The sequence below is a fragment of the Priestia abyssalis genome, assembly GCF_002019595.1.
Lineage (GTDB): Bacteria > Bacillota > Bacilli > Bacillales > Bacillaceae_H > Bacillus_BA > Bacillus_BA abyssalis.
The window spans coordinates 500,935-521,227 of the sequence record NZ_KV917369.1; the positions used below are offsets into that span (position 1 = coordinate 500,935).

General features: G+C 39.8%; 16 protein-coding genes and 1 pseudogene. 11 read left to right on the plus strand and 6 right to left on the minus strand.

Annotated elements, in window-relative coordinates:
- Positions 1-257: 257 nt before the first annotated feature.
- Positions 258-1,457, plus strand: a complete 1,200-nt coding sequence (locus BK575_RS02500; RefSeq protein ID WP_078408753.1) for a 3D domain-containing protein — start codon at positions 258-260, stop codon at positions 1,455-1,457.
- Positions 1,458-1,829: 372 nt separating this feature from the next.
- Complete coding sequence (gene cobA / locus BK575_RS02505; RefSeq protein WP_235867288.1) at positions 1,830-3,287, plus strand: uroporphyrinogen-III C-methyltransferase; 1,458 nt, start codon at positions 1,830-1,832, stop codon at positions 3,285-3,287.
- Between the two features lie 185 nt (positions 3,288-3,472).
- Here cobA and BK575_RS02510 read toward each other — a convergent pair whose 3' ends face one another.
- From BK575_RS02510 to BK575_RS02520, 3 genes are all read right to left on the minus strand, one after another.
- Positions 3,473-4,237, minus strand: a complete 765-nt coding sequence (locus tag BK575_RS02510; RefSeq protein WP_078408755.1) for a L,D-transpeptidase family protein — start codon at positions 4,235-4,237, stop codon at positions 3,473-3,475.
- A gap of 295 nt (positions 4,238-4,532) precedes the next feature.
- Positions 4,533-5,000: a hypothetical protein gene (locus BK575_RS02515; RefSeq protein WP_078408756.1), complete on the minus strand. Its 468-nt coding sequence runs from the start codon at positions 4,998-5,000 to the stop codon at positions 4,533-4,535.
- Positions 5,001-5,214: 214 nt separating this feature from the next.
- Positions 5,215-5,742, minus strand: a complete 528-nt coding sequence (locus tag BK575_RS02520) for a GNAT family N-acetyltransferase (protein ID WP_407984332.1) — start codon at positions 5,740-5,742, stop codon at positions 5,215-5,217.
- A gap of 549 nt (positions 5,743-6,291) precedes the next feature.
- Here BK575_RS02520 and BK575_RS02525 point away from each other — a divergent pair.
- From BK575_RS02525 to BK575_RS02550, 6 genes are all read left to right on the plus strand, one after another.
- Positions 6,292-6,972: an SDR family oxidoreductase gene (locus tag BK575_RS02525; RefSeq protein WP_078408758.1), complete on the plus strand. Its 681-nt coding sequence runs from the start codon at positions 6,292-6,294 to the stop codon at positions 6,970-6,972.
- A 132-nt stretch (positions 6,973-7,104) separates the two neighbouring features.
- Entirely contained in the window at positions 7,105-7,926 is an 822-nt protein-coding gene (locus tag BK575_RS02530; RefSeq protein WP_078408759.1) for a 6-carboxytetrahydropterin synthase, read from the plus strand.
- An 18-nt stretch (positions 7,927-7,944) separates the two neighbouring features.
- Complete coding sequence (locus tag BK575_RS02535) at positions 7,945-10,494, plus strand: EAL domain-containing protein (RefSeq protein WP_078408760.1); 2,550 nt, start codon at positions 7,945-7,947, stop codon at positions 10,492-10,494.
- A gap of 286 nt (positions 10,495-10,780) precedes the next feature.
- A complete protein-coding gene (locus BK575_RS02540; RefSeq protein WP_078408761.1) occupies positions 10,781-11,518 on the plus strand; it encodes an IclR family transcriptional regulator in 738 nt (245 codons plus the stop codon).
- A 176-nt stretch (positions 11,519-11,694) separates the two neighbouring features.
- The gene (locus BK575_RS02545) at positions 11,695-13,374 is read left to right on the plus strand and encodes a M20/M25/M40 family metallo-hydrolase (protein ID WP_078414609.1); all 1,680 of its coding nucleotides are present in this window, start codon (positions 11,695-11,697) and stop codon (positions 13,372-13,374) included.
- A 109-nt stretch (positions 13,375-13,483) separates the two neighbouring features.
- Positions 13,484-14,701, plus strand: coding sequence for an amidohydrolase (locus tag BK575_RS02550; protein ID WP_078408762.1), 1,218 nt, complete (start codon positions 13,484-13,486; stop codon positions 14,699-14,701).
- Between the two features lie 86 nt (positions 14,702-14,787).
- Here BK575_RS02550 and BK575_RS28905 read toward each other — a convergent pair.
- Positions 14,788-14,946: pseudogene (locus BK575_RS28905) on the minus strand (D-serine ammonia-lyase); the annotation flags it as partial.
- Between the two features lie 48 nt (positions 14,947-14,994).
- Between BK575_RS28905 and BK575_RS02560 the strand changes: the two are divergent.
- On the plus strand, positions 14,995-15,546 hold the full coding sequence (locus BK575_RS02560; protein ID WP_235867289.1) for an HD domain-containing protein: 552 nt from the start codon (positions 14,995-14,997) through the stop codon (positions 15,544-15,546).
- Between the two features lie 119 nt (positions 15,547-15,665).
- Here BK575_RS02560 and BK575_RS02565 read toward each other — a convergent pair whose 3' ends face one another.
- Positions 15,666-16,235: a 3D domain-containing protein gene (locus BK575_RS02565; protein ID WP_078408764.1), complete on the minus strand. Its 570-nt coding sequence runs from the start codon at positions 16,233-16,235 to the stop codon at positions 15,666-15,668.
- Positions 16,236-16,459: 224 nt separating this feature from the next.
- On the opposite strand from BK575_RS02565, the gene BK575_RS02570 reads away from it, so the two are divergent.
- Positions 16,460-17,626 (plus strand): M20 family metallopeptidase, encoded by a 1,167-nt coding sequence (locus BK575_RS02570; protein WP_078408765.1) that lies wholly within the window; start codon positions 16,460-16,462, stop codon positions 17,624-17,626.
- 328 nt (positions 17,627-17,954) lie between these two features.
- Here BK575_RS02570 and BK575_RS02575 read toward each other — a convergent pair whose 3' ends face one another.
- Positions 17,955-19,172, minus strand: a complete 1,218-nt coding sequence (locus BK575_RS02575) for an IS110 family RNA-guided transposase (protein WP_078408766.1) — start codon at positions 19,170-19,172, stop codon at positions 17,955-17,957.
- A gap of 440 nt (positions 19,173-19,612) precedes the next feature.
- Here BK575_RS02575 and BK575_RS02580 point away from each other — a divergent pair, with 440 nt between their 5' ends.
- Complete coding sequence (locus BK575_RS02580; RefSeq protein ID WP_078408767.1) at positions 19,613-20,281, plus strand: GntR family transcriptional regulator; 669 nt, start codon at positions 19,613-19,615, stop codon at positions 20,279-20,281.
- The last annotated feature ends 12 nt before the right edge of the window (positions 20,282-20,293 follow it).

Below are 20,293 nucleotides of genomic sequence, written 5' to 3' on the forward strand. Positions count from 1 at the left end.
TTTTTCTTCATTCTCATATTACAGCTTCCGATAATAAAGGAGTGTTGAAAATAAGGATCAATTATACTATTAACCGATTATCTAGACATCTTGAATTCTCTCTGAAGTCTAGCAGTGTCAATGTGGTTGTTCTTTAACCATATTGACACTGCTAGATAGGTATACTTGTCGTATTTTGAAACACTTTTAATCTTTTTGTAACATGGTTGGTACATATTTCATGGTATAACTATATGTATAGAGAAAGGGGGAAGCGTATGCAAGTAATTAGGCGTATGATTCTCATGATACTTACAGGCGTGTTAGGTATCTCGGGGACAATCTCGGTCCAGGCACAAACAAGCAAAGAAACGCTGCATAATGTCGAACAGAAGCTTGAGCAAAAAGAAAAATTAGTAGAACAAAAAGCAAAAGAAAAACAGTCTGTTCATCAAGAGATAAAAAACATTCAAAAAGAGTTGGAATCTTTACATACCTTCATTTCCAAAAATAAAGAAGCACTGGAAAAAACACAGAAGAACATTGAGGTAACGAATCGTCTCATCGAGCAAAAAAAAGAAGAAATTGTGATGCTGGAGGATAAAATTCTTGCTCGAAAAGGGATTATGAAGGAGCGGCTCGTCGCTTTGCAACATAATGATAATACGAATCTCATGATCAGCATGGTGTTGGAATCTGATAGTTTAGCTGATTTCATTCGGCGTGCGAGTGCTGTGACGACGCTTATAAATGCCGATAAGGATATTTTAGGAGCACAGCAGGAAGATCTTCTTCAAATCGAAGAAGATAAAAAAGAAATTGATCGGCAAGAACAAATTCTAGAAAAAGAAGAAAGAGTTCTCGCAGGGCAGCAAGCGGAGCTTGACCAAAACTTGCAAAAGAGGCAGCAAACCTTGGCTGCCATGCAAGAAAGGTACAGCCAAGTTGTTCAACAAATGGCGTTGGCAGAAAAGGAAAAAGCCAGTATGGAATCACAGCTAAAAGCGGTCCAAGAGAAGATTAAAAAAGAACAAGAAGAAGCAAGAGCACGGGCTGCAAAAGCGGCCAGGGAACGGGCAGAAAGGGAGAAAGCGGCCAGGGAAGCTCGTTTAGCCCAACAGGCGAAAGCAACGGCAGCCAATAAACCTGTCTCCTCACAAAATGCTTCCGAAGGAACCGTCAAAGGCAAGGAGATGTATGTTATTGCGACGGCATACAGTTATGAAGAGACGGATGGAAATGGGTATATGACGGCGTTGGGATACAATATTAAAAATAATCCCGATTTGAAATTGATTGCGGTGGATCCGTCTGTTATCCCGCTAGGAAAGAAAGTTTGGGTAGAAGGATATGGCATAGCCGTTGCCGGGGATACGGGCGGTGCCATTAAGGGACATAAGATTGATGTATTAATGCCAACAAAGGCAAAAGCGTTATCATGGGGAAGAAGAGCAGTTAAAGTAGTGATCTTAGATTAGTGCGAGAAAGAAGGAGAGCTGACATTAAAATTGAATGTCAGCTCTCTTTTTTGTAGGCTTTTTAATGGTTTTTTTATTTTATAAATCCAACTTAAGTTTTTAACATGAACTTAGTCCAGGCTCTCTTTTAGGATTTTGGGATTCCTCATCTTGAATGGACGAAAAAGGTCTTTATGTGGATTTATATTTTTGCACGGAATGACAGGATTTAGTTCTTCCCTCTTCCCTCTTTTCATTTTTAGAGATAAACTCAGTTAAAGGACGAAATGGATTTCAACTATTATTGATGGACTTAAATGAATCAAAAATTACTGCTGGATTTTCATACAACCCAGAAACAAATAAATGCTATACGATTGGAAGGATGACGATATGATGGAGAAAGGAACAGTTTATTTGGTCGGAGCGGGACCGGGAGATGTACGGCTTATCACTGTAAAGGGAAAAGAAGCAATCCAACAGGCGCAAGTCATATTATATGATCGGCTTGCAAACCCGAAACTACTGGAGTTTGCACCAGCTGATTGCGAACTAATCTATTGCGGCAAACTTCCGGATCGTCATACGTTAAGGCAGGAGGGAATCAACGAATTACTAGTGGCAAAAGCAAAGGAAGGAAAAAGAGTGGTACGCTTAAAAGGCGGTGATCCGGGTGTTTTCGGCAGGGGGGGGGAAGAAGCGGCCGCGCTTGCGGAACATAATATCCCGTTTGAAATCGTGCCGGGCATTACATCAGGCATTGCGGCTTCCACATATGCCGGTATCCCTGTAACACATAGAGAGTACGGGACATCTTTTGCTGTTGTTACGGCTCATGACAAATCAGAAGACGGAAAGCCTTCACTTAAATGGAAAGGGCTCGCGGATAGTATAGATACGATTGCTTTTTATATGGGGGTGTCCAACCTTCCGTATATTTGCGAAAATCTGATGAAGCACGGAAAGGCGCCGGATACACCGGTCATTCTTATTCAATGGGGAACATACGGACGGCAAAAAACAGTAGAAGGCACATTGGCAACGATTGTCGAAAAGGTTGCAGCTATCCAATTTTCAAACCCTGCCATCACATTGGTGGGAGAGGTAGTTTCCGTTCGGGATCAAATCAGCTGGTTTGAGAAAAAGCCGCTCTTTGGAAGGCAAATTTTGCTTGCGCGTACAAGTACAACGGAAAGCAAGGTGGCCGAGCAATTAACGAGGCTCGGTGCAGATGTGATTGAATTTCCGAAATGGAAAAAGACTGCGGTTAACATCGATAAGAAAATCATTGAAAATATTCATACTTACGACAGCATTCTATTTGCTTCACCGGAAAGCGCCATGGACTTCTTTACGATTCTTTTCAACCATGGAATTGACCTTCGCCGAATTCGAGCGGATTTCTTTGTTCATTCAAAAAAATCGATGAAAGTGTTAAATGAGCGAGGTCTCTTAGCGAAGTGGGCAGATGAAATGGGACACCCGGGAAGCCTTCTTTTGGTTGGAGAAAATCACCATTTACAGCATAAAGGCGATGGTGAGGCGTACGATATAATGATGACCGGTGAAAAGCAAATAGATGGACAATTTATGCCGGTCTTTTTGAGAATGCTCGAGGAAGCCCATTTGGATACACTGATTTTTCCAAGCAGTGCATCCGTCAAGCCATTCATGGAAGGATTGAAAGCTTGCGGCTTAGACGCTTATAAGTTAATAGAGGACATAAAGGTTGTTTGCATGGGAAGCAAAACGTCTCTGGCTGCACAAGATGCAGGTATAACGGTGGATTATGTACCGAAAGAGAGGAACGTAAATTCCCTGGTTGAATGCTTAAAGGAAATAGGGGAGTAACTTTTATTGAAAATGATCACTAGATTTATCTGAGGGAAACGAGCTTAAGTGCCCAGCTTTATACCAAAAAATGGAGCTATTGAGATAAAGGCTTTAAATCTGGAAGCTGAAAGATGTTTAGAAAGAAAAGGATAGATAAAAGAGGGGAAATTCCCTTTTTTATCTATCCTTTTCAATGTATCCCGTTATTTCATTCCCAGTGCCTTCATGGTAACAGGGCCTGCTACTCCATCTACTTTTAAGTTACGGGCTTTTTGGAATTGTTGAACAGCCGTTTCGGTGTTTGGTCCAAAAAAGCCGTCAATGCCTTTTGTATCATACCCTTTTGATGTAAGCAGAAGCTGGAGCTCTTTTACATCGCTCCCCCGGCTTCCTTTCATCAGTAATTTCCCGTTTCCGAAAGCTGGTTTGGAAGGTATAGGCGTAATGTTGCTGGCGGTGACTTTATAGCCATTAGCCATAGCGATGGCGTCAAACGATTTGCCGGAAGTCGTGATGATAACAGGTGTCCCGACTTTGACTTGATTAAATACCCATGCTACTTCCTCGTCGTACATCCGAATACAACCGTTGCTTACATATTTGCCGATGGAACTTGGATTATTGTTCCCGTGAATGGCATATGTGGTACCCCAAGTACCTCTTGCATTCAGTCCGAGCCAGCGATTGCCGAGCGGATTGCGCGGATCACCACCAGGAATTTTCCCTTTGTAATAGGGCCTGTTGACGAGCTTGTTGACGATTTTGAATTTTCCTTCCGGCGTGTATGATTGTTTTTTGCCGGTTGCGACTGCAAATACTTTTTTTAATTGACTGTTTTCATAGTAAGCCAGCTGATTGTTGGATTTGTTAATGATAATGAACTGGCTTCCTGATACAGCACCGGCGGACATATCCATGCTAAAAAACACAAGAAAGCTTAAAGTCAAAAGCATCAACCATTTTTTCATTGTCTTTTTCTCCCCTTCGCTTGTTGTTGCAACGGTCTATCCTATGCGGAAAGGGATTGTTTCGAGTAATATATTTTTCGAAAATGTTACATAAATGTAAAAAATGAGAAAAAGGAATGCTGAGCGGCTAAGAAGGAAGAACTGCCTTTGGATATTTTGTATGATGTAGTTATAGATTTAAGCGGATGCCGCCTGGGGTTGGCGCCATCCGCTTAGGTGAACTTTTGAGGCGGATTCCAGTTGTCTGGATCAGCGATTGTGAATGCTCCTTAAGGTAATGAAGATATGATGAAGCTTAGTCATGTTTCTTTTTTAACAGCTTTTGAAAAAATGGTTTCGATTTTTCTTTTTGTAGAGCTTCTCTCTCTTGTTCTGCTTGCATTCTTTGAAGTCTCTTCCCGGCTTTTATGATTTGCCATTTTTCTTCAAATCGATCAATGCGTTGTTCCAATGGTGTAACGTCTTGGTTCACTTTCGCCTGTTCAACATGATGAAAATTGCCGCTCCATTCGTTATACAATTGGACCAAAGGCTCTGGAAGGCTGTTTCTATATTCTTCAATCGAATAGAATTCCAGAAAAGCAACTTTTCTTACCGCATGGAATTGTTGTGCTATTTTAATATGCTGATCACAATAGTAATGAGTATCTTCCGGATTATCCCACAGAGACAATGGCTGCAGTCCTGTAATGGAAGCGCAGCAATTGCAAGTGTGTTTACTATTTATTGTCGAAATTTTATTTTCTCTCCATAGCTCATTCATGCGCTGCTTGCCTCCGTTACACCCTTTGAATTTACTAGTTCACTTATATTCATTTTACAAAAGGAAGCAATGGTTGCCAACGAAGAGTTATAAAGGAGAGAACTCATGACCTAATAGGTGAGGAATCTTCTGATGGAATAGAAATCAAATCGAATGACTCCGATGAAGTAAAGACATAGTAAGCATGTACAAGACATGGAAGCTGTCTTGTGCCTTACTGATATAAATCATTCCATTTAATTTCACCAGATTTTGTTTCTTGATCAACCGTTACGTAAAAATGATGTTTTTCATAAAAGTGAATGAGACGGTTGACATGATTCCAATCTCTTTCGGCAATGTCACCTGTAATGTAAGGAATATTTTGTTCTCTGGCAATCTCTTTTAAATATTTCATGCAAATAGAGCCGAACCCTTTATTGGCAGGTCCTTTTATATCTGCAATATGGATGTGATTGTCATCAGAGTAAGTGGCATGAATGGAAAAATCCCACGTTCCTTTATAGGCCTTTTCGCAGTCATTCAGCATAATTTTGCACAAATTTCCATCGTCAACTGCCGAAACGATGACCCACTTCTCTTCTTTTGATTGTTCAATTCCGACGACTTGGCCGTCTTTAGCAATTTCTCTCAAATTGTCCTGCATACGAAAGAGCTGAAACTCAAGGTCCTCCAAGTCCTTTTTTAATTCAACCGGACTTTTTTGTTCCTCGTCTTCCATTCTTAGTCTGCTAAGTGACATTTTATCCAAACTCCCTTCTCTTATGTTTTTGTCGAAGTTAGATCAGTGCCGGTGTTTAACCGGATCATCACGTAATCTATTCATTTATTCATATTGGGCGAACACACACAGTTTTTCATTCTACCAGAAAAATGGAAAGTGAGCAAATACAAGAGCCCAACTATGTAAATTAATATGTAGAACAGAGAGAATCTCATATTGGGTTGGTTCATGTATTTTTATTACATGGGACGGGTCCGTAATTAAAAATGCAGAATGACAGGAGCTTATGTATATAGAAATAAGTTTGTAAAAATAATAGCTATCAATCATGGTAAAAATTTGAATAATACTAGTTCTTTATAACTGAAAACCGAACGAAAACAAAATGGGCCTTATATATGATGAGCATATACCGAAAAATAGAATAAAGGAACATTATATTAAATAGTAAAAGAGCTCTTTTTGGGGAGATGGAGTGACTCTTTTATTAAATGTAAACAGCTTTCAAATAATTGGTATGAAAATTAGATTGATAGAGGAAACGATGAGATTCAAGGAGGATGTAGAATGGAGAAGAAAGTGGCTCTTGTAGTGGGTGGTTTACGAGGAATAGGCAAAGCAGTTAGTTGTAAACTTGCTCAAAGCGGGTTTATCACTTATGCCACAAGTCGAGCTAATGTTCAAGAGATAAGTGAAGATATCCTTATTCCGCTGCAACTAGATCTTACATGTGAAAAAGATATACATAAAGTGTTTGAAATGCTTGATGAAAAACATGGAAAATTAGATGTATTAGTTAATAATGCAGGAATCAGCTCCCCTGGACCATTCGAAAATGCTGATTCGAATGAATGGGATTCCCTCTTTCAAACAAATGTATTTGGTATTTTTTCTTGTACACAAAAAGCATTCCCCTTATTGAAGGAACAAGGTGGACGGATTATAAATATTTCTTCTATTACAACAAAAAAACCTCTGCCTCAAAATGCAATTTATACGGCTTCTAAGCATGCATTAAACGGTTTAGGAGAAACGTTGGCGGAAGAGTGGTACCCACACAAAGTTTTAACAACGAACATTCTTTTAGGTGCCACCTATACAGATTTATGGAAAGGCGTAGATGCCTTCTCACCTGAAGATATGTTGGATGTGAAGGAAGTTGGCCGTATCGTTTCTTTTATTGCGTCTACTCCATTAAGTGTTCGGATCGATGAACTGATCCTTACTCCACCAAAAGGAGTTTTATAAAGGAAACTTACATCAGTGGGAGTTTTTCTTTATCCCTTAGATGTCTTTGATTTCTCTCAAGTCTTGACATGGGTGTTAATGCGGGAGAGGGGATATATCATTTAAATTAACAGTTTAAAAGGAGGGGAACAAATGATTTATTTATCTCGGAAAATCTATTTTTCTGCAGCTCATTTGTACCGGAAAGAAGGGTGGAGCGAAGAGGAAAACAAGAGGGTTTTTGGTTTATGCAGCAACCCGAATGGCCATGGCCATGATTATACATTGGAAGTGATGGTAAGGGGACATATAAATGAAGAGTCCGGTATCGTCATTAATACAACTGAAATTAATAAGGTTGTAAAAGATTTGATTGAAAAGGAGTTTGATAGTAAATTCCTCAATTATGAACACCCTTATTTTCATGAACGAATACCGACAACGGAAAATATGGTCGGTTATATATGGGGACGTTTGGAAGGAAAGCTGCCAGATTGTGAATTATATAAAATTCGATTATATGAGAATAGCACACTATATTCGGAGAAGAGGAGAAATTCAATGGTTACGTTAGCAAGAAAGTATCATTTTTGTTCAGCGCATCGCTTGCATAGCGAACAGTTAAGCGATGAAGAAAATAAAACATTGTTCGGCAAATGTAACAACCCTTATGGGCATGGTCACAATTATTATCTTGAAGTATCTGTATCGGGGGAGCCGGATGAGGTAACAGGAATGGTTATTAATCTCGCCGAATTAGATGAGATTGTTAATAAAATCGTTATAGAGAAGTTTGATCATAAACACCTCAACCTTGATACGGAAGAATTCAAGAATCTCAATCCTACTTCCGACAATATGGTCAAGGTAATATGGGAAATGCTCTCGCCTCATTTGTCGGGATTATCTAAAATCGGTCTATGGGAAACAGAGAAAAACTACTTTGAATACTCTGGTCCTTATAAAGCCATATAGTTAAGGTGGAATGGGACGTTGTCACTAAAAAAAAAATTATCCTACATAATCGCTTTGGTTGTTACAGTAATTCTCGTGTTAAATAATGTATTATACTATATTTTTACAGAGGATTTACTAAGGAAAGACCAGGAAGAACAAATGGAATTGCTGGGAAAAGTGGTTGGAATAGCTATTGAACATTCTCAGTACAGTACTAAGTATGCTGAAGATCTAGTTGGCGAAAATTTACGTACAGCAGCTGTTGCGGCTCAATACGCACTTGATCCGGATGCCGAGAAAGTGACAGATGCTCAACTAAAAGAAGTAGCGGAAAAGGTTGGAGTTTCTTACATTACTTTATTACAGGAGATAGGAGATGATATAAAAGGAACTAAATCTTCAGACCCAAAGGAAATAGGAATGAGTACAAAGGATTGGGGATATTGGTTTGTTGCATTTCAGCAGCTTCTGAAAGATAAAAATGTCACCATTCCCGAAGGGCAAAAGCTTCCGAATTATTGGGCGGGACCATTGAATACATCCTATACTGACCCGGACTATGTAGACAAGTGGGGATATTATCATGATGGGACGACGAACTATATTATTAATCCATATGCAAGGGATAATCAAATCATAGACTTTCAGCATAAGGTAGGGCCTGAAGCGATTGTAAGAAAGGCTCTGGAGAAACAGGGCGTCATTTTAGAGATTACAGGGTTTAATCCTGAAAGGTTTGGAAAGCCGCCGATCTATACGGAAACCGATGGTCAGAAATATATTGATTACGTGAACAAAGAGGTTTCGTTCGGTCAGTATTCCTATCAAGATAAAAAGAAGGACGTGGCTGCTGTAAACAAAGCAGCGAAGACGGGAAAATCAGTTAGCTTTGAAGTGGAAATAGAGGATAAGAAAGTATTGAAAAGCTTCATCCCTATCCCTGATGAGAAACCTTACGTTATTGGTGTCGTGTCAGATTATGAGGTCATCAAAAGTGTGTTGAAGAAGCAGTTATTCAATAATGTGATAATATCTGTCCTTATCCTCCTTCTAGTGATTTGCATGAGCTATTTTTTAGCTGTCTATATTGTTCGGCCTGTTAATCGAATCTTGAATAAAGTAAGTGACATAGCAAAGGGAAATTTTGGTGCACAATTGGCAATTGACCGAAATGACGAGCTTGGTGTGTTGTCTCAGCAAGTCAATACGATGTCCCTTAATTTAAAGAGTTATACAGAGGAACTGGAGCAGAAAAATGCAGAAATTGAATATCAAGCAAACCATGACTTTTTAACGGGGCTGCCTAATGTGAGGTCGTTTAATCGCAGCTTCAATCGGGAGTTGGCTTTTTCGGAGATCAATAAACAACCGATTACCGTTATGTTCCTTGATTTGGATCGATTCAAGCTGATCAACGATATGTTTGGACATTCCATCGGTGATTATTTACTAAAGGCCGTCGCTGGGCGAATTTTAGAGAACATGGCAGAGCGTGACGTAGTTTCCCGGGTAGGGGGAGATGAGTTTGTATTACTGTTCACGAATTGCAACGCTGAATTTGCTGGTCAAAAAGCCCAAAAAATTCTTGAAGAGTTGTCTGAACCATTTATTTTTGAAGGGAATGAGCTATTTGTGACTCCAAGTATAGGTATTAGCTTTTATCCCGAAGATGGACAGGATGCGGAAACCCTTGTGAAGAATGCTGATATAGCGATGTATCGGGCTAAGGAACAAGGACGCAATAATTTTCAGTTCTTTACACCTGAAATGAATCAGTCTATTTTGAAAAGAGTTCAGATGGAAAAAGGGTTAAGGAAAGCACTTGAATATGATGAGTTAATGTTGTGCTATCAACCACAAATTGACTTGAAAACAGGCAACATTGTAGGAAGTGAGGCACTTGTACGCTGGAAGCATCCAGAACTGGGAATGATATCTCCGGCTGACTTTATTCCAATCGCTGAAGAAACAGGTTTAATTGTACAAATGGGCCAATGGATTTTGCGAAAAGCTTGTGAACAGAATATGCAATGGCGTGAAAAAGGCCATTTACCCATTACAGTTTCAGTTAACCTGTCAGCGCGTCAGTTCCAACAAAAAAATTTAGTAGAGAACGTCACTCAAATCTTGAAGGAAACAGGACTCGATCCCAAATATTTGGAACTGGAAATTACGGAAAGCATTGCCATGCATAATGAAGAATATGTTATTACAAAACTTAATGAGCTTAAAAGTATCGGCATTAACATTGCAATGGACGATTTTGGCACAGGTTATTCTTCACTGAACTATCTTAAAGAGTTTCCAATCGATACTTTAAAAATTGACCGATCTTTTATTAGTGATATTAAGGGAAAGGAATCAGAAAGCGCAGAGATTTGCTCTACCATCATTGCAATGGCTCGTAACATGAAACTAAAAGTCATAGCGGAGGGTGTAGAGACAGCAGAACAATTGGATTTCTTAATGAAACGAAATTGTGATGAAGCACAAGGTTATTTGTTCAGTAAGCCGCTGACATCAGAAGAATTCCATCTGCTGTATCAATCAGTCCAAGAGGCTGTAGCAGTAAAGATAAAGGATTAGAATTTCGAAAAAAAATGGAACCCCTCGTTTTCTCGGACTAAGAAAACGAGGGGTTTTTTATTGGTTGTACCGAACGTTATCGCGCTTTTATTCTTGAATAAAGAAGTTAAAGCCGTAACGGAGGATTATTTTCAGCGCATTTACAAAAGGAAGGGATCATCCACACCGGACTCTTCCATGAAAAAGGCTGAGTAATAGGGAAAAGAATGGAACCATGGTTGTATATATTCGAAAATAAATAGTATAATTATTCAATAACTATTTTTCGGGTATAGGAGAAAAACAAATGGTTCAATCAATCGACCGTGCCATGCATATCATTAAAATTTTAGTCTCTGATCCGCATAAAATGGATTGGTCCATCACAGAGTTAGCAGAACGGACAGAATTACCGTTAAGTACGATGCATCGCTTACTGAGTTCGTTAATGGACCATGGGCTTGTGATGCAAAATCCGAGCACAAAGCATTATAAAGCAGGATATATTTGGATGGAGATAGGGCTGCGAGTTCTTGACAGCATCGATTTTCGAACAGCGGCTCGTCCGGTAATGGAAAATTTGGCTTTGGATGTAGAAGAAAGTATTTACTTAAACATTCAAGACGGAACCTATGGCATTACGATTGAAATCGTGGACAGCCCATTAAAGGTCCGAATAGCTGAGACTGTGGGCACTCGGGGTCCTTTAAATGTAGGGGCGCCCAATAAAGCGATTTTGGCTTATTTAAAAGAAGAAGAAAGAGAACAAATACTTCGAAAGCTGGGTTTAACAGGAAATGAACGGGAATCGGTGCAAATGCAGATGTCTGAGATTAAAGAAGCCGGATATGCCATTAGTGAAGGCGAACGGACTGAAGGGACCGTTTCCGTATCTGCACCCGTCTTTGGCTACGCAAATAAAGTGTTTGCCTCAGTCAGTATCAATGCTCCAAGTTTTCGTTTTACGCAGGAGCGCCTTCCTCTCTTAATTGAAAAAGTCAAACAAGCGGCCGAAGAAATATCTATGAGAATAGGGAAGTTCTAATTTTATTTAAAAAGGAGATATGGTTAAACAACCATGTCTCCTTTTTTTATGGCTGTTTTGAAAAAGCAGCCATAAAAAAGGATGACAAAAATTTCTGAATGGATTATATTTTAATTAGAAATGAAAATAGAAAATACTTCCGCTATACGGAAAAAAGAGGGTGGGGAATGATGGAGATGTATCAACAACTTCGGACAATGGACATACCTGAACAGGCTGAGTTTTTGACGCGTTATTTAGTAGGAATCAAAAGCATTAATGGAACGGAAGGAGAAGGGGAAATAGCCAATTCTATTAAAGAAGTGCTTCAAAGCTTTCCTTATTTTCAACAAAATCCACAGTTTGTATGGGAACAAGCTGTACCGAATGATCCAGCTGGAAGAAAAAATGTCTTTGCTTTAGTAAAAGGGAAAAAGGCATCCAGTAAGACCGTCATTTTCCATTCTCATATTGATACGGTAGGAATCGAAGATTTCGGTCATTTAAAGTCGAAAGCATTAAATCCTGATGTGTTAGAAGCATTTTTTTCCACATATGAGCTGGATCAGGACGCACAAGCAGATGCCCAATCAGGAGATTGGCTGTTTGGAAGAGGATCTGTTGATATGAAAAGCGGAGCAGCCGTCCATATAGCGAATATATTGTACTTTACTGAAAATTTGGAAGGGCTTACAGGTAATGTTCTATTGATGCTCAATCCTGACGAAGAAAGCCAGCATAAAGGCATCGTTTCTGCCATTTCAGAATTGAAAAGGTTAAAAGAGAAGCACGGATTGAATTATGTATCCGCTATCAATGATGATTTCATTACGCCTCTCTATGAGGGAGATTCTCACCGATATATTTATACAGGGGCAGCAGGTAAGATTCTTCCAAGCTTTTATATATATGGGCGTGAGTCTCATGTCGGTAATACGCTTTCAAGTCTCGATCCGAATTTCATCGCGGCAGAAATTACACGCCGCATCCACAATAATTTGGATTTGGCAGAAAATATTGAAGGAGAATTAACGCTTCCGCCAACATGTTTGCAGCAGCGTGACAATAAAGAATTTTATACGGTGCAGACAGCGACAAGCAGCTATTTATATTTCAACTATTTTCTTTATGAATCAACTGCTAAAGAAGTGATGGATAAGTTAACGGAAATTACAAGAGAAGCGTGTGCAGATGCGGAATTTCACTTATTAAAGCAGTATCAGGAATTTTTAAAACGCACCGGTTTACCTGGAAAGGAACTTTCATGGTACATGGAGGTTACTAGTTTGGCGGATTTTATAGCAGAACTGGAGAATAAAGGGATTTCTGCTGTGGAGACGGCTAAAAAAGTACAGCAAGACAATCGGCATATGGAGCCTAGAAAGCTTTGTTTTCAAATCGTAGAGTCTCTGCAAAATCTCGATCCAGATAAAAAGCCAAGGGTCATTATTTTCTTTGCTCCTCCTTATTTGCCTCATAACTATTTAAATGAAGAAAATGAGCGGGATGCAAAACTTCTTCAATCCATTAAAGAAGTATTGGCAGAAGCGGAGCGGCAAACGGGTGAACAATTTGCTTTGAAGAAATTCTTCCCGTATTTAGCGGATGGCAGTTTCCTTTCCCTGCATGAAACGGATGAAGAAATTCGCTCATTAATCAATAATTTTCCTGAATGGGAATCGATTTACCCCGTGCCGATTAAAGGAATCCGTGATTTGAATATTCCATCCGTAAACATGGGGGTTTACGGAAAAGACGGACATAAGTGGACTGAAAGAGTATATAAACCATATACGTTCCATGTTCTCCCTGAACTTATTCGCAAAACCGCGCTTAAATTATTGGAACAGGAAGAAAATATGCTGTTAAGCGTATGACCATGTGTCTGCCGCCACCTGTATATTTCAGGTAGTGACAGGCATTTTTTCGATACTAATACCCTTCATAATCAGATATGATGGAGGTAAATGGAAGGAGTGATTCGAGTTGAGTCAATGGATTAAAAATGTAAGGCTGGAAACAGGGTATGAATATGAAGATGGAGAAATTACCGCAACGAAAACGGAGCTGTATCATCTTTTGGTAGCAGAAGGAAAATTTGAGCAAATACAACCAGCCTCTGTCCCGCTCCCCTTTGAAGCGAATGTGATAGATGGAGAAGGATTACTTGCTCTCCCTGCATTTGAAGAAAAGCATATACATCTGGACAAAACATATTTTGGAGGAGAGTGGAAAGCCCCTACAATCGGGAATCGTTTTAAACGAGTAAGGGAAGAGCAAAAATTACTTCCGCAATTACGTGAAGTCACACAAGAAAGAGCTGAAAAGATTCTTACATTGCTAGGGGAAAATGGGGCGGTAAAAGTACGTACGCATTGTAACATTGAACCCGTTAGTGAGCTTCATAATCTTGAAGCGACTAAACGTGCGCTCGAAAATTACGCAGACAAATTCTCCGGAGAAATCGTCGCGTTTCCACAGCATGGACTGCTGCGCAGCAATAGTGCAGAGCTGATGAAAGAGGCGATGAGAAACGGAGCTCATCTTGTAGGGGGAGTCGATCCAGCGACGTTTGATGAAGATATTGAGAAATCTCTGCATACAATGGTCGATATTGCGATGCAATTCGACGCGGGCATTGATTTGCATCTCCATGATCGTGGGCATCTTGGTATATATACAATGAAGAGATTGGCAGCGTTAGGAAAAGAAGCAGGGTTGGAAGGGAAAATTACCATTAGTCACGGCTATGCATTAGGGGATATTCCCGAAAAGGAACTGGCTGAAATGATCCATCTCTTTCAAGAAATGAAAATGGATTTGACGTCAGCTGTTCCTATTGATTTGCCCGGCCCGCCGATTCCTCTTCTTTATGAAAATGGAATACAGGTTTCTTTAGGGAATGACAGTATTACTGACCATTGGTTCCCGATTGGAACGGGGGACATGCTGGAGAAAGCAAGGAGATTGGCTGAGAGATTCAATTGGATCAGCGAACGTTTGCTGGCCAAATCACTTATCTTTGTGACAGGAGGAAAACTTTCGCTTGATGATGAAGGACACCAGCTTTGGCCGAAAAACGGAGATGAAGCAAGCTTTATTTTGGTGAACGCTTCTTGTTCCGCTGAAGCGGTAGCGAGAGGGGTAACAAAAAGAAGAGTATTTTATAAGGGGGCGCCATCTTTCGGACAAGGAATCATTTGACTAAATAACGGAGCGTGGATAAAAAACATTCATGTTCCGTTACTTTTGAATCATAAGAAACAACTGTGGTGTAAAGTTTGGATTATAAGGTGGGCAAATAACGGATGTTCCTTATTTACGGTGATATTCAAATCATTCAATTGCTGTTTAAGGCGGAAAGCGGCTGCTGCATAGCCTAAAAATAGGTCGTGGGAGTTTTCGTCATCTATGAAATAACAATTGGGTTCCATTTCAGCTTGTTTTCTTCTTCATTATTTTTTGCGGTAAAATACAAATACGAAGAGAAAAGGAGTGTGGAAGGGTTGATCGATAAAGCGATTCAATTTGCTGTTGTTGCACATGAGGGGCAATACCGAAAGGGGACAAATATTCCGTATATTGTTCATCCAGTTTCTGTCGGCTTTCTTTTGCAAAGTATTGGTTGTGATGAAGAAGTCATAGCGGCCGGAATTTTGCATGATACGGTAGAAGATACAAATACGGAACTTGATGACATTGAATATGAGTTTGGAGAGAGCGTTGCATCACTTGTTTTATCCGTGAGTGAACCAGACAAGACATTAACTTGGGAAGAACGAAAAACACATACGATTGAATCATTGAAACAAGCGAATGAAGATACACTTGTCATTACGTTAGCTGATAAAATACATAATTTGCGTACGCTATTCTTTGATTGGCAACAGAACGGAGAAGAGGTATGGGAGAAATTCAACCGAGGAAGAGAAAAACAAAAATGGTATCATGAATCCGTTTATGAAGCGACAGGAAAACGCCCAAAAAATGAAAAGATTGATGTTCTTCGTATTCAATACAAACAATTAATTGCAGATATTTTTAAATAGGAGATGTATTAAAATTTTCTGCAAAAAGAACCCACTCCCAAAATACAAGATTTTTGGGAGTGGGTTCTTTTTGGGTAATAAATCGACCGGCATGGTTCGTATGCCGGCCGATTTAGTACTTATTTGACAATTTTGATTTTAATTTTTTTGACGCCCCATTGCAGAGCTTTTTGTTTTGATGAGAAAAACACGTCGATTTTATTGCCTTTCACGGCACTTCCTTTATCTGCCGCAACAGCGTATCCGTAACCTTCTACATACACTTTCGTACCTAAAGGAATGACTTTAGGATCAACCGAAATGGCTTTTGCGTTCGGGTTTTTCTTTAAATTTAAACCAGTTGCAGTAATGCCGGTGCAGCCTTTGCAATCAGCGGTATATGCAGTTGCAGTTACTGTCAGTTCTTTTGTAAAAGTAACGCCTTGTACTTTTGCTGCTGGTTTCGCTTGGGCTGCTGCTGTTTTTGCTGCCGTTTTTTGGGCGGAAACATGCAGGATTTGTTTAGGAACAATACGGTCTGAAGAAAGTTTGTTCCAGCTTTTAATTTGATTCACTGTAACGTTATGTTTTTTCGAGATACTCCATAATGTATCTCCGTTTTTTACTTGATATGTATTGGCTGACGCCGCACTTGACACTCCGAAAGATAATAAAATAGCCGTACTCATTGATATAATAAACTTTTTCAAGATTGTAATCCCCTTTTAATAAACTCTTAAATATACAATAACAGTTTAATATAACAAATATGTTTCATTATGTTTCTATTTATGTTACAAATCGTTTACAAGGTTCATATAAAGGAAACTTCCATCAGTGGGGGGGGCTGCCTGTTAATGCGGGATAAACCTATGGCTTTTCCGCTTTTGGCTCGATACAATGGAAGTAACTGCTTAGAAAAGGGGACGTGAACATGAAAGAAATCATTTCTTTAAAAATTAATGAACTTCAGCAAGAGTTTTATGAAATCAGCAAATTTATAGGAGAAAATCCAGAGCTTGGCCATGAGGAAGTAAAGGCATGCAAAGTTTTAACAGAAACACTGGAGAAACACGGATTTTCGATTACAGTTGGTACATGCGGGCTGCCGACAGCTTTTACGGCTGTGTATGACAGCGGGAAACCAGGTCCTTCTATAGGATTTATGGCAGAGTATGATGCTCTTCCTGACTTGGGGCATGCATGTGGACATAATTTGATCGGCACGATGGGGATTGCTGCAGGAATCGGTCTAAGCAGCGTTGTGCATGAATGCGGGGGGAAAGTATATGTATACGGAACACCAGCAGAAGAAACGCGCGGCGGAAAGGTGACAATGGCAGAAACGGGTGTATTGGATCATTTAGATGTTGCTTTAATGGTCCATCCTTATTATTGTCATCAACGAAGTGGAACGTCCCTTGCCATGGATGCCATTCAATTTGAATTTTTCGGTAAAGCTGCTCATGCTGCGGCTGCTCCTCATGAAGGGATTAACGCATTGGATGCGGTCATTCAAACTTTTAATGGTATAAACGCCTTAAGACAGCATGTGAAATCAGATGTTCGCATCCATGGAATCATACCTGAAGGTGGAAAAGCTGCTAATATTGTCCCGGATTATGCCATCGCCCAATTTTATGTTCGGGCTGGCAGCCGCAGCTATGTTAATGAAGTGGCGAAAAAGGTGAAGGCATGCGCAGAAGCGGCGGCTTTAGCGACTGGAGCGCGCCTGGAAGTGTCTAACTATGAGTTTTCTTATGATGATATGGTAACAAACGAAGAGCTTTCTAGGGCTTTTACGGGTAACTTAATCGCCCTGGGCGTTAATCCCAAAGAAATTTATGATGATGAGGGAGACCATGGTTCATTGGATATGGGAAATGTTAGCCAAGTCGTGCCTTCGATTCATCCATATATTCAAATTTGTTCGGAATTCTATGCTTGTCATACCCATGAATTCAGAGAAGCAGCCATGAGCGAACAAGGGCGTGAGGCCATGATTTTAGGGGCGAAAGCCATGGCATTGACAGGGTACGATATCCTGACAAACCCTGAATTGCTGGAAAAAGTGAAGAAGGAATTTCAAAAAAATAAATAGAGAGTATAAGCGTAAGAAAGAGGCTGTCTCATAAGCCTCTAGTAAAACACAAAAACTAATTTTTACTGAAAGGCCCCTTCAAATAATTCCTTGGCTTTACTGGGTTTTCATGAAGGGGCCTTTCAGGAGGATGGGTCAAAAGGGTTTCTTTTTCCCCTTTTGACCCATCCTCTTTTCTTACGATTAGTCAAGGGATTTTAAAAAATTAAAGTACTGTTAGTAAGTTCTATGATTTCTTTTTAAAAGGGGATTTTTAGGCACAGCTAATAAGCCCAGCTATTTCTTTTTTTTTTTAGCCAGGGATGTATGTGATATAATCGTTTCAACATTACTTACCAGCGGCCAACTGGTAATCGTAATGCAGATCGTGTGTAATAAGGTGGAAGAGGGACTTCAACAACTTATTCACACAGGCGATGGACGCAACTTTATGACGTTTGTTATAAGGTTGCGTTTTTAATTTGTCATAATAATCCACAATATGATTGCCTCCAAAGCGTCGCTGACGGATCATGTTTTGAATGGTGAAATAGAGTATTTTGCGTAAATAACTGTTGCCGCGCTTGTTGATTTTATCTTTATAAAACAAGGTTCCCGACTGGAAGCGCCTGATGTCAATTCCAGCATAGGCATTCAGCTGTTTATGGTTGTCAAAACGCGTCAGATCTCCTATCTCTCCAATTAACCTCACAGCCGTATTCGGGCCAATCCCGGGAAAACTGATGAGCACCTGATAGTCTTTCCGTTCTTTTGAAAGCTCGGCCATCTGCTTAATCAACGCTTCACGCTGTCTTAAAATCGCTAAATGACGCTTGGCATAGACTCTTAATTGATCACAGCGAACATCCTCAGCGTCTACGGCCGGATAAGAGTCTTGTGCAGCTTCCAACAGTTGCAGGGCTTTTTTCTCTGCCGTTTTAGGAGCTAGTTTTTTCTCTGTATTCGTGAGTAGTCGATTACGGACCACCGTTTTAGACAAGTGTCTCACACAATCAGGATGTGGGAACAACTGTAGAATATTCAAAAACAACTCTGATTTTTGGGTAAACAAGGACTCCATTTCCGGAAAAGTAAGTTGCAGAAGCGTGTGTATGCGGCTGCGAATCAGGCTCAGTTCTTCATCCAGTTCTTTATAGTAGCGAGAAAGAGCACGCATTTGGTCATAATAAGCTTCCTGCGGCTTTTTGATGCGCCGTGTAGCCGTAAAGTGCGTCTGGGCTAGACGATGAGCGTCGCTTTTGTCTGTTTTGTGCATGCGCATGGAAGCTGTTTGAAGCTTAGATTCCAAAGGATTAAGTAAACAATACGGAAAGCCGTACTCCGTGAAAAATCGTTCTAGTTGGCGAGAATACACACCTGTGGCCTCAAATACGATATCAGGGGCCTGTGCGTCTTTTTGGATTAGGGCCTTGATTTGATTATATAGTCTTTCAAAAAAGGAGCGTTCATGAAGCATTTCTCCTTCAAAGATGCAAACTCGGTCAGCGTTATAGATGACCATATAACTTTTCCCCATACTAACATCAAAAGCTATTACACTTGGCATATCCATTCCTCCTAACTTTACGGTAGAAGCGTTCACATCACCTTATCGATTCCCTTTTCTTATACACGATCTCCAGGATCCAACATACTGAAACTGATTCTTATAAGGGAAGTGAAGTAGGCCAGTTTAAAATACGAACTCAAGGTCCTGAGGATGGGTCGACCTATTCTTCACTTCTACTATAAAAAAATAGTAGCACAGACCATGGCCGTGGTCTGTGCTACTAATCTTAGTATGTTTTATATTTATGCATAAGAAGTGTAGCTTGGATATGAAAAAAACAACCTCGATTTCCGACTGCCTAAGCAACGGCTTTTAGATAATTGTATCCAATTGTAATTATAATTGGATACAATTATTTTTGATTTTATGTTGAAAATGCTTATTTTTACTGATATATTATATTTAATGTATCCAATCTTTAATGGAGGAGTAGTATATTGGATAAAAATAATAAAGAAAAATCAACAGTTGTCAATTATGTAACGGCAAGCCTCAGGAAAGCGATTTTGAATGGGACGTTGAAAAAAGGAGATCGGCTTATTCAGGAGGAATGGGCTGAACGATTAAATGTTAGCCGAATGCCAATTAGAGAAGCGCTTACGCAGCTTCAAATTGAAGGATTAGTAGAAATGGTTCCGCATAAAGGGGCAATCGTCACACCCATTACTCGAGAACATATTGAGGAAATTTATCATACGCGCTCACTATTGGAAGGGCTTGCAGTTGAAAAATCGCTGCCGTTTTTAACAGAAGAAGATAAAAATGAGTTAAAAACGATTTTAACTCAAATGGAAGAACTTCAGTTATGTGATGAAACAAATGATCTTTATATTCAGTTAAATGCATTATTTCATGAAACACTTCGTAAAGGCTGTCCGTGGCCTCGGGTTCAAAAAATGGTTGAAATGCTTGGTATTTCACCAATCGCGCCAAGTTTACTGATTGATTATTATCCTGAAACACAAAGAGAGCACAGAATGATGTATGAAGCTGCTTTACGCGGTGATGCTGCTGAGCTAAGAGCGGCAGTAGAATACCATATTTTACGAACAAAAAATAATTTAATTCGTTATATGGAGCAGTTAAATAGCCAAAATCCAGAATAAAAAGGGGAGTTG

What these genes read in the sequence shown, in the direction of transcription:
- BK575_RS02500 (WP_078408753.1), top strand. Translation starts at nt 258, where the DNA reads ATGCAAGTAATTAGGCGTATGATTCTCATGATACTTACAGGCGTGTTA.
- cobA (WP_235867288.1), top strand. Translation starts at nt 1,830, where the DNA reads ATGATGGAGAAAGGAACAGTTTATTTGGTCGGAGCGGGACCGGGAGAT.
- BK575_RS02510 (WP_078408755.1), bottom strand. Translation starts at nt 4,237, where the DNA reads ATGAAAAAATGGTTGATGCTTTTGACTTTAAGCTTTCTTGTGTTTTTT.
- BK575_RS02515 (WP_078408756.1), bottom strand. Translation starts at nt 5,000, where the DNA reads ATGAATGAGCTATGGAGAGAAAATAAAATTTCGACAATAAATAGTAAA.
- BK575_RS02520 (WP_407984332.1), bottom strand. Translation starts at nt 5,742, where the DNA reads ATGTCACTTAGCAGACTAAGAATGGAAGACGAGGAACAAAAAAGTCCG.
- BK575_RS02525 (WP_078408758.1), top strand. Translation starts at nt 6,292, where the DNA reads ATGGAGAAGAAAGTGGCTCTTGTAGTGGGTGGTTTACGAGGAATAGGC.
- BK575_RS02530 (WP_078408759.1), top strand. Translation starts at nt 7,105, where the DNA reads ATGATTTATTTATCTCGGAAAATCTATTTTTCTGCAGCTCATTTGTAC.
- BK575_RS02540 (WP_078408761.1), top strand. Translation starts at nt 10,781, where the DNA reads ATGGTTCAATCAATCGACCGTGCCATGCATATCATTAAAATTTTAGTC.
- BK575_RS02545 (WP_078414609.1), top strand. Translation starts at nt 11,695, where the DNA reads ATGTATCAACAACTTCGGACAATGGACATACCTGAACAGGCTGAGTTT.
- BK575_RS02570 (WP_078408765.1), top strand. Translation starts at nt 16,460, where the DNA reads ATGAAAGAAATCATTTCTTTAAAAATTAATGAACTTCAGCAAGAGTTT.
- BK575_RS02575 (WP_078408766.1), bottom strand. Translation starts at nt 19,172, where the DNA reads ATGCCAAGTGTAATAGCTTTTGATGTTAGTATGGGGAAAAGTTATATG.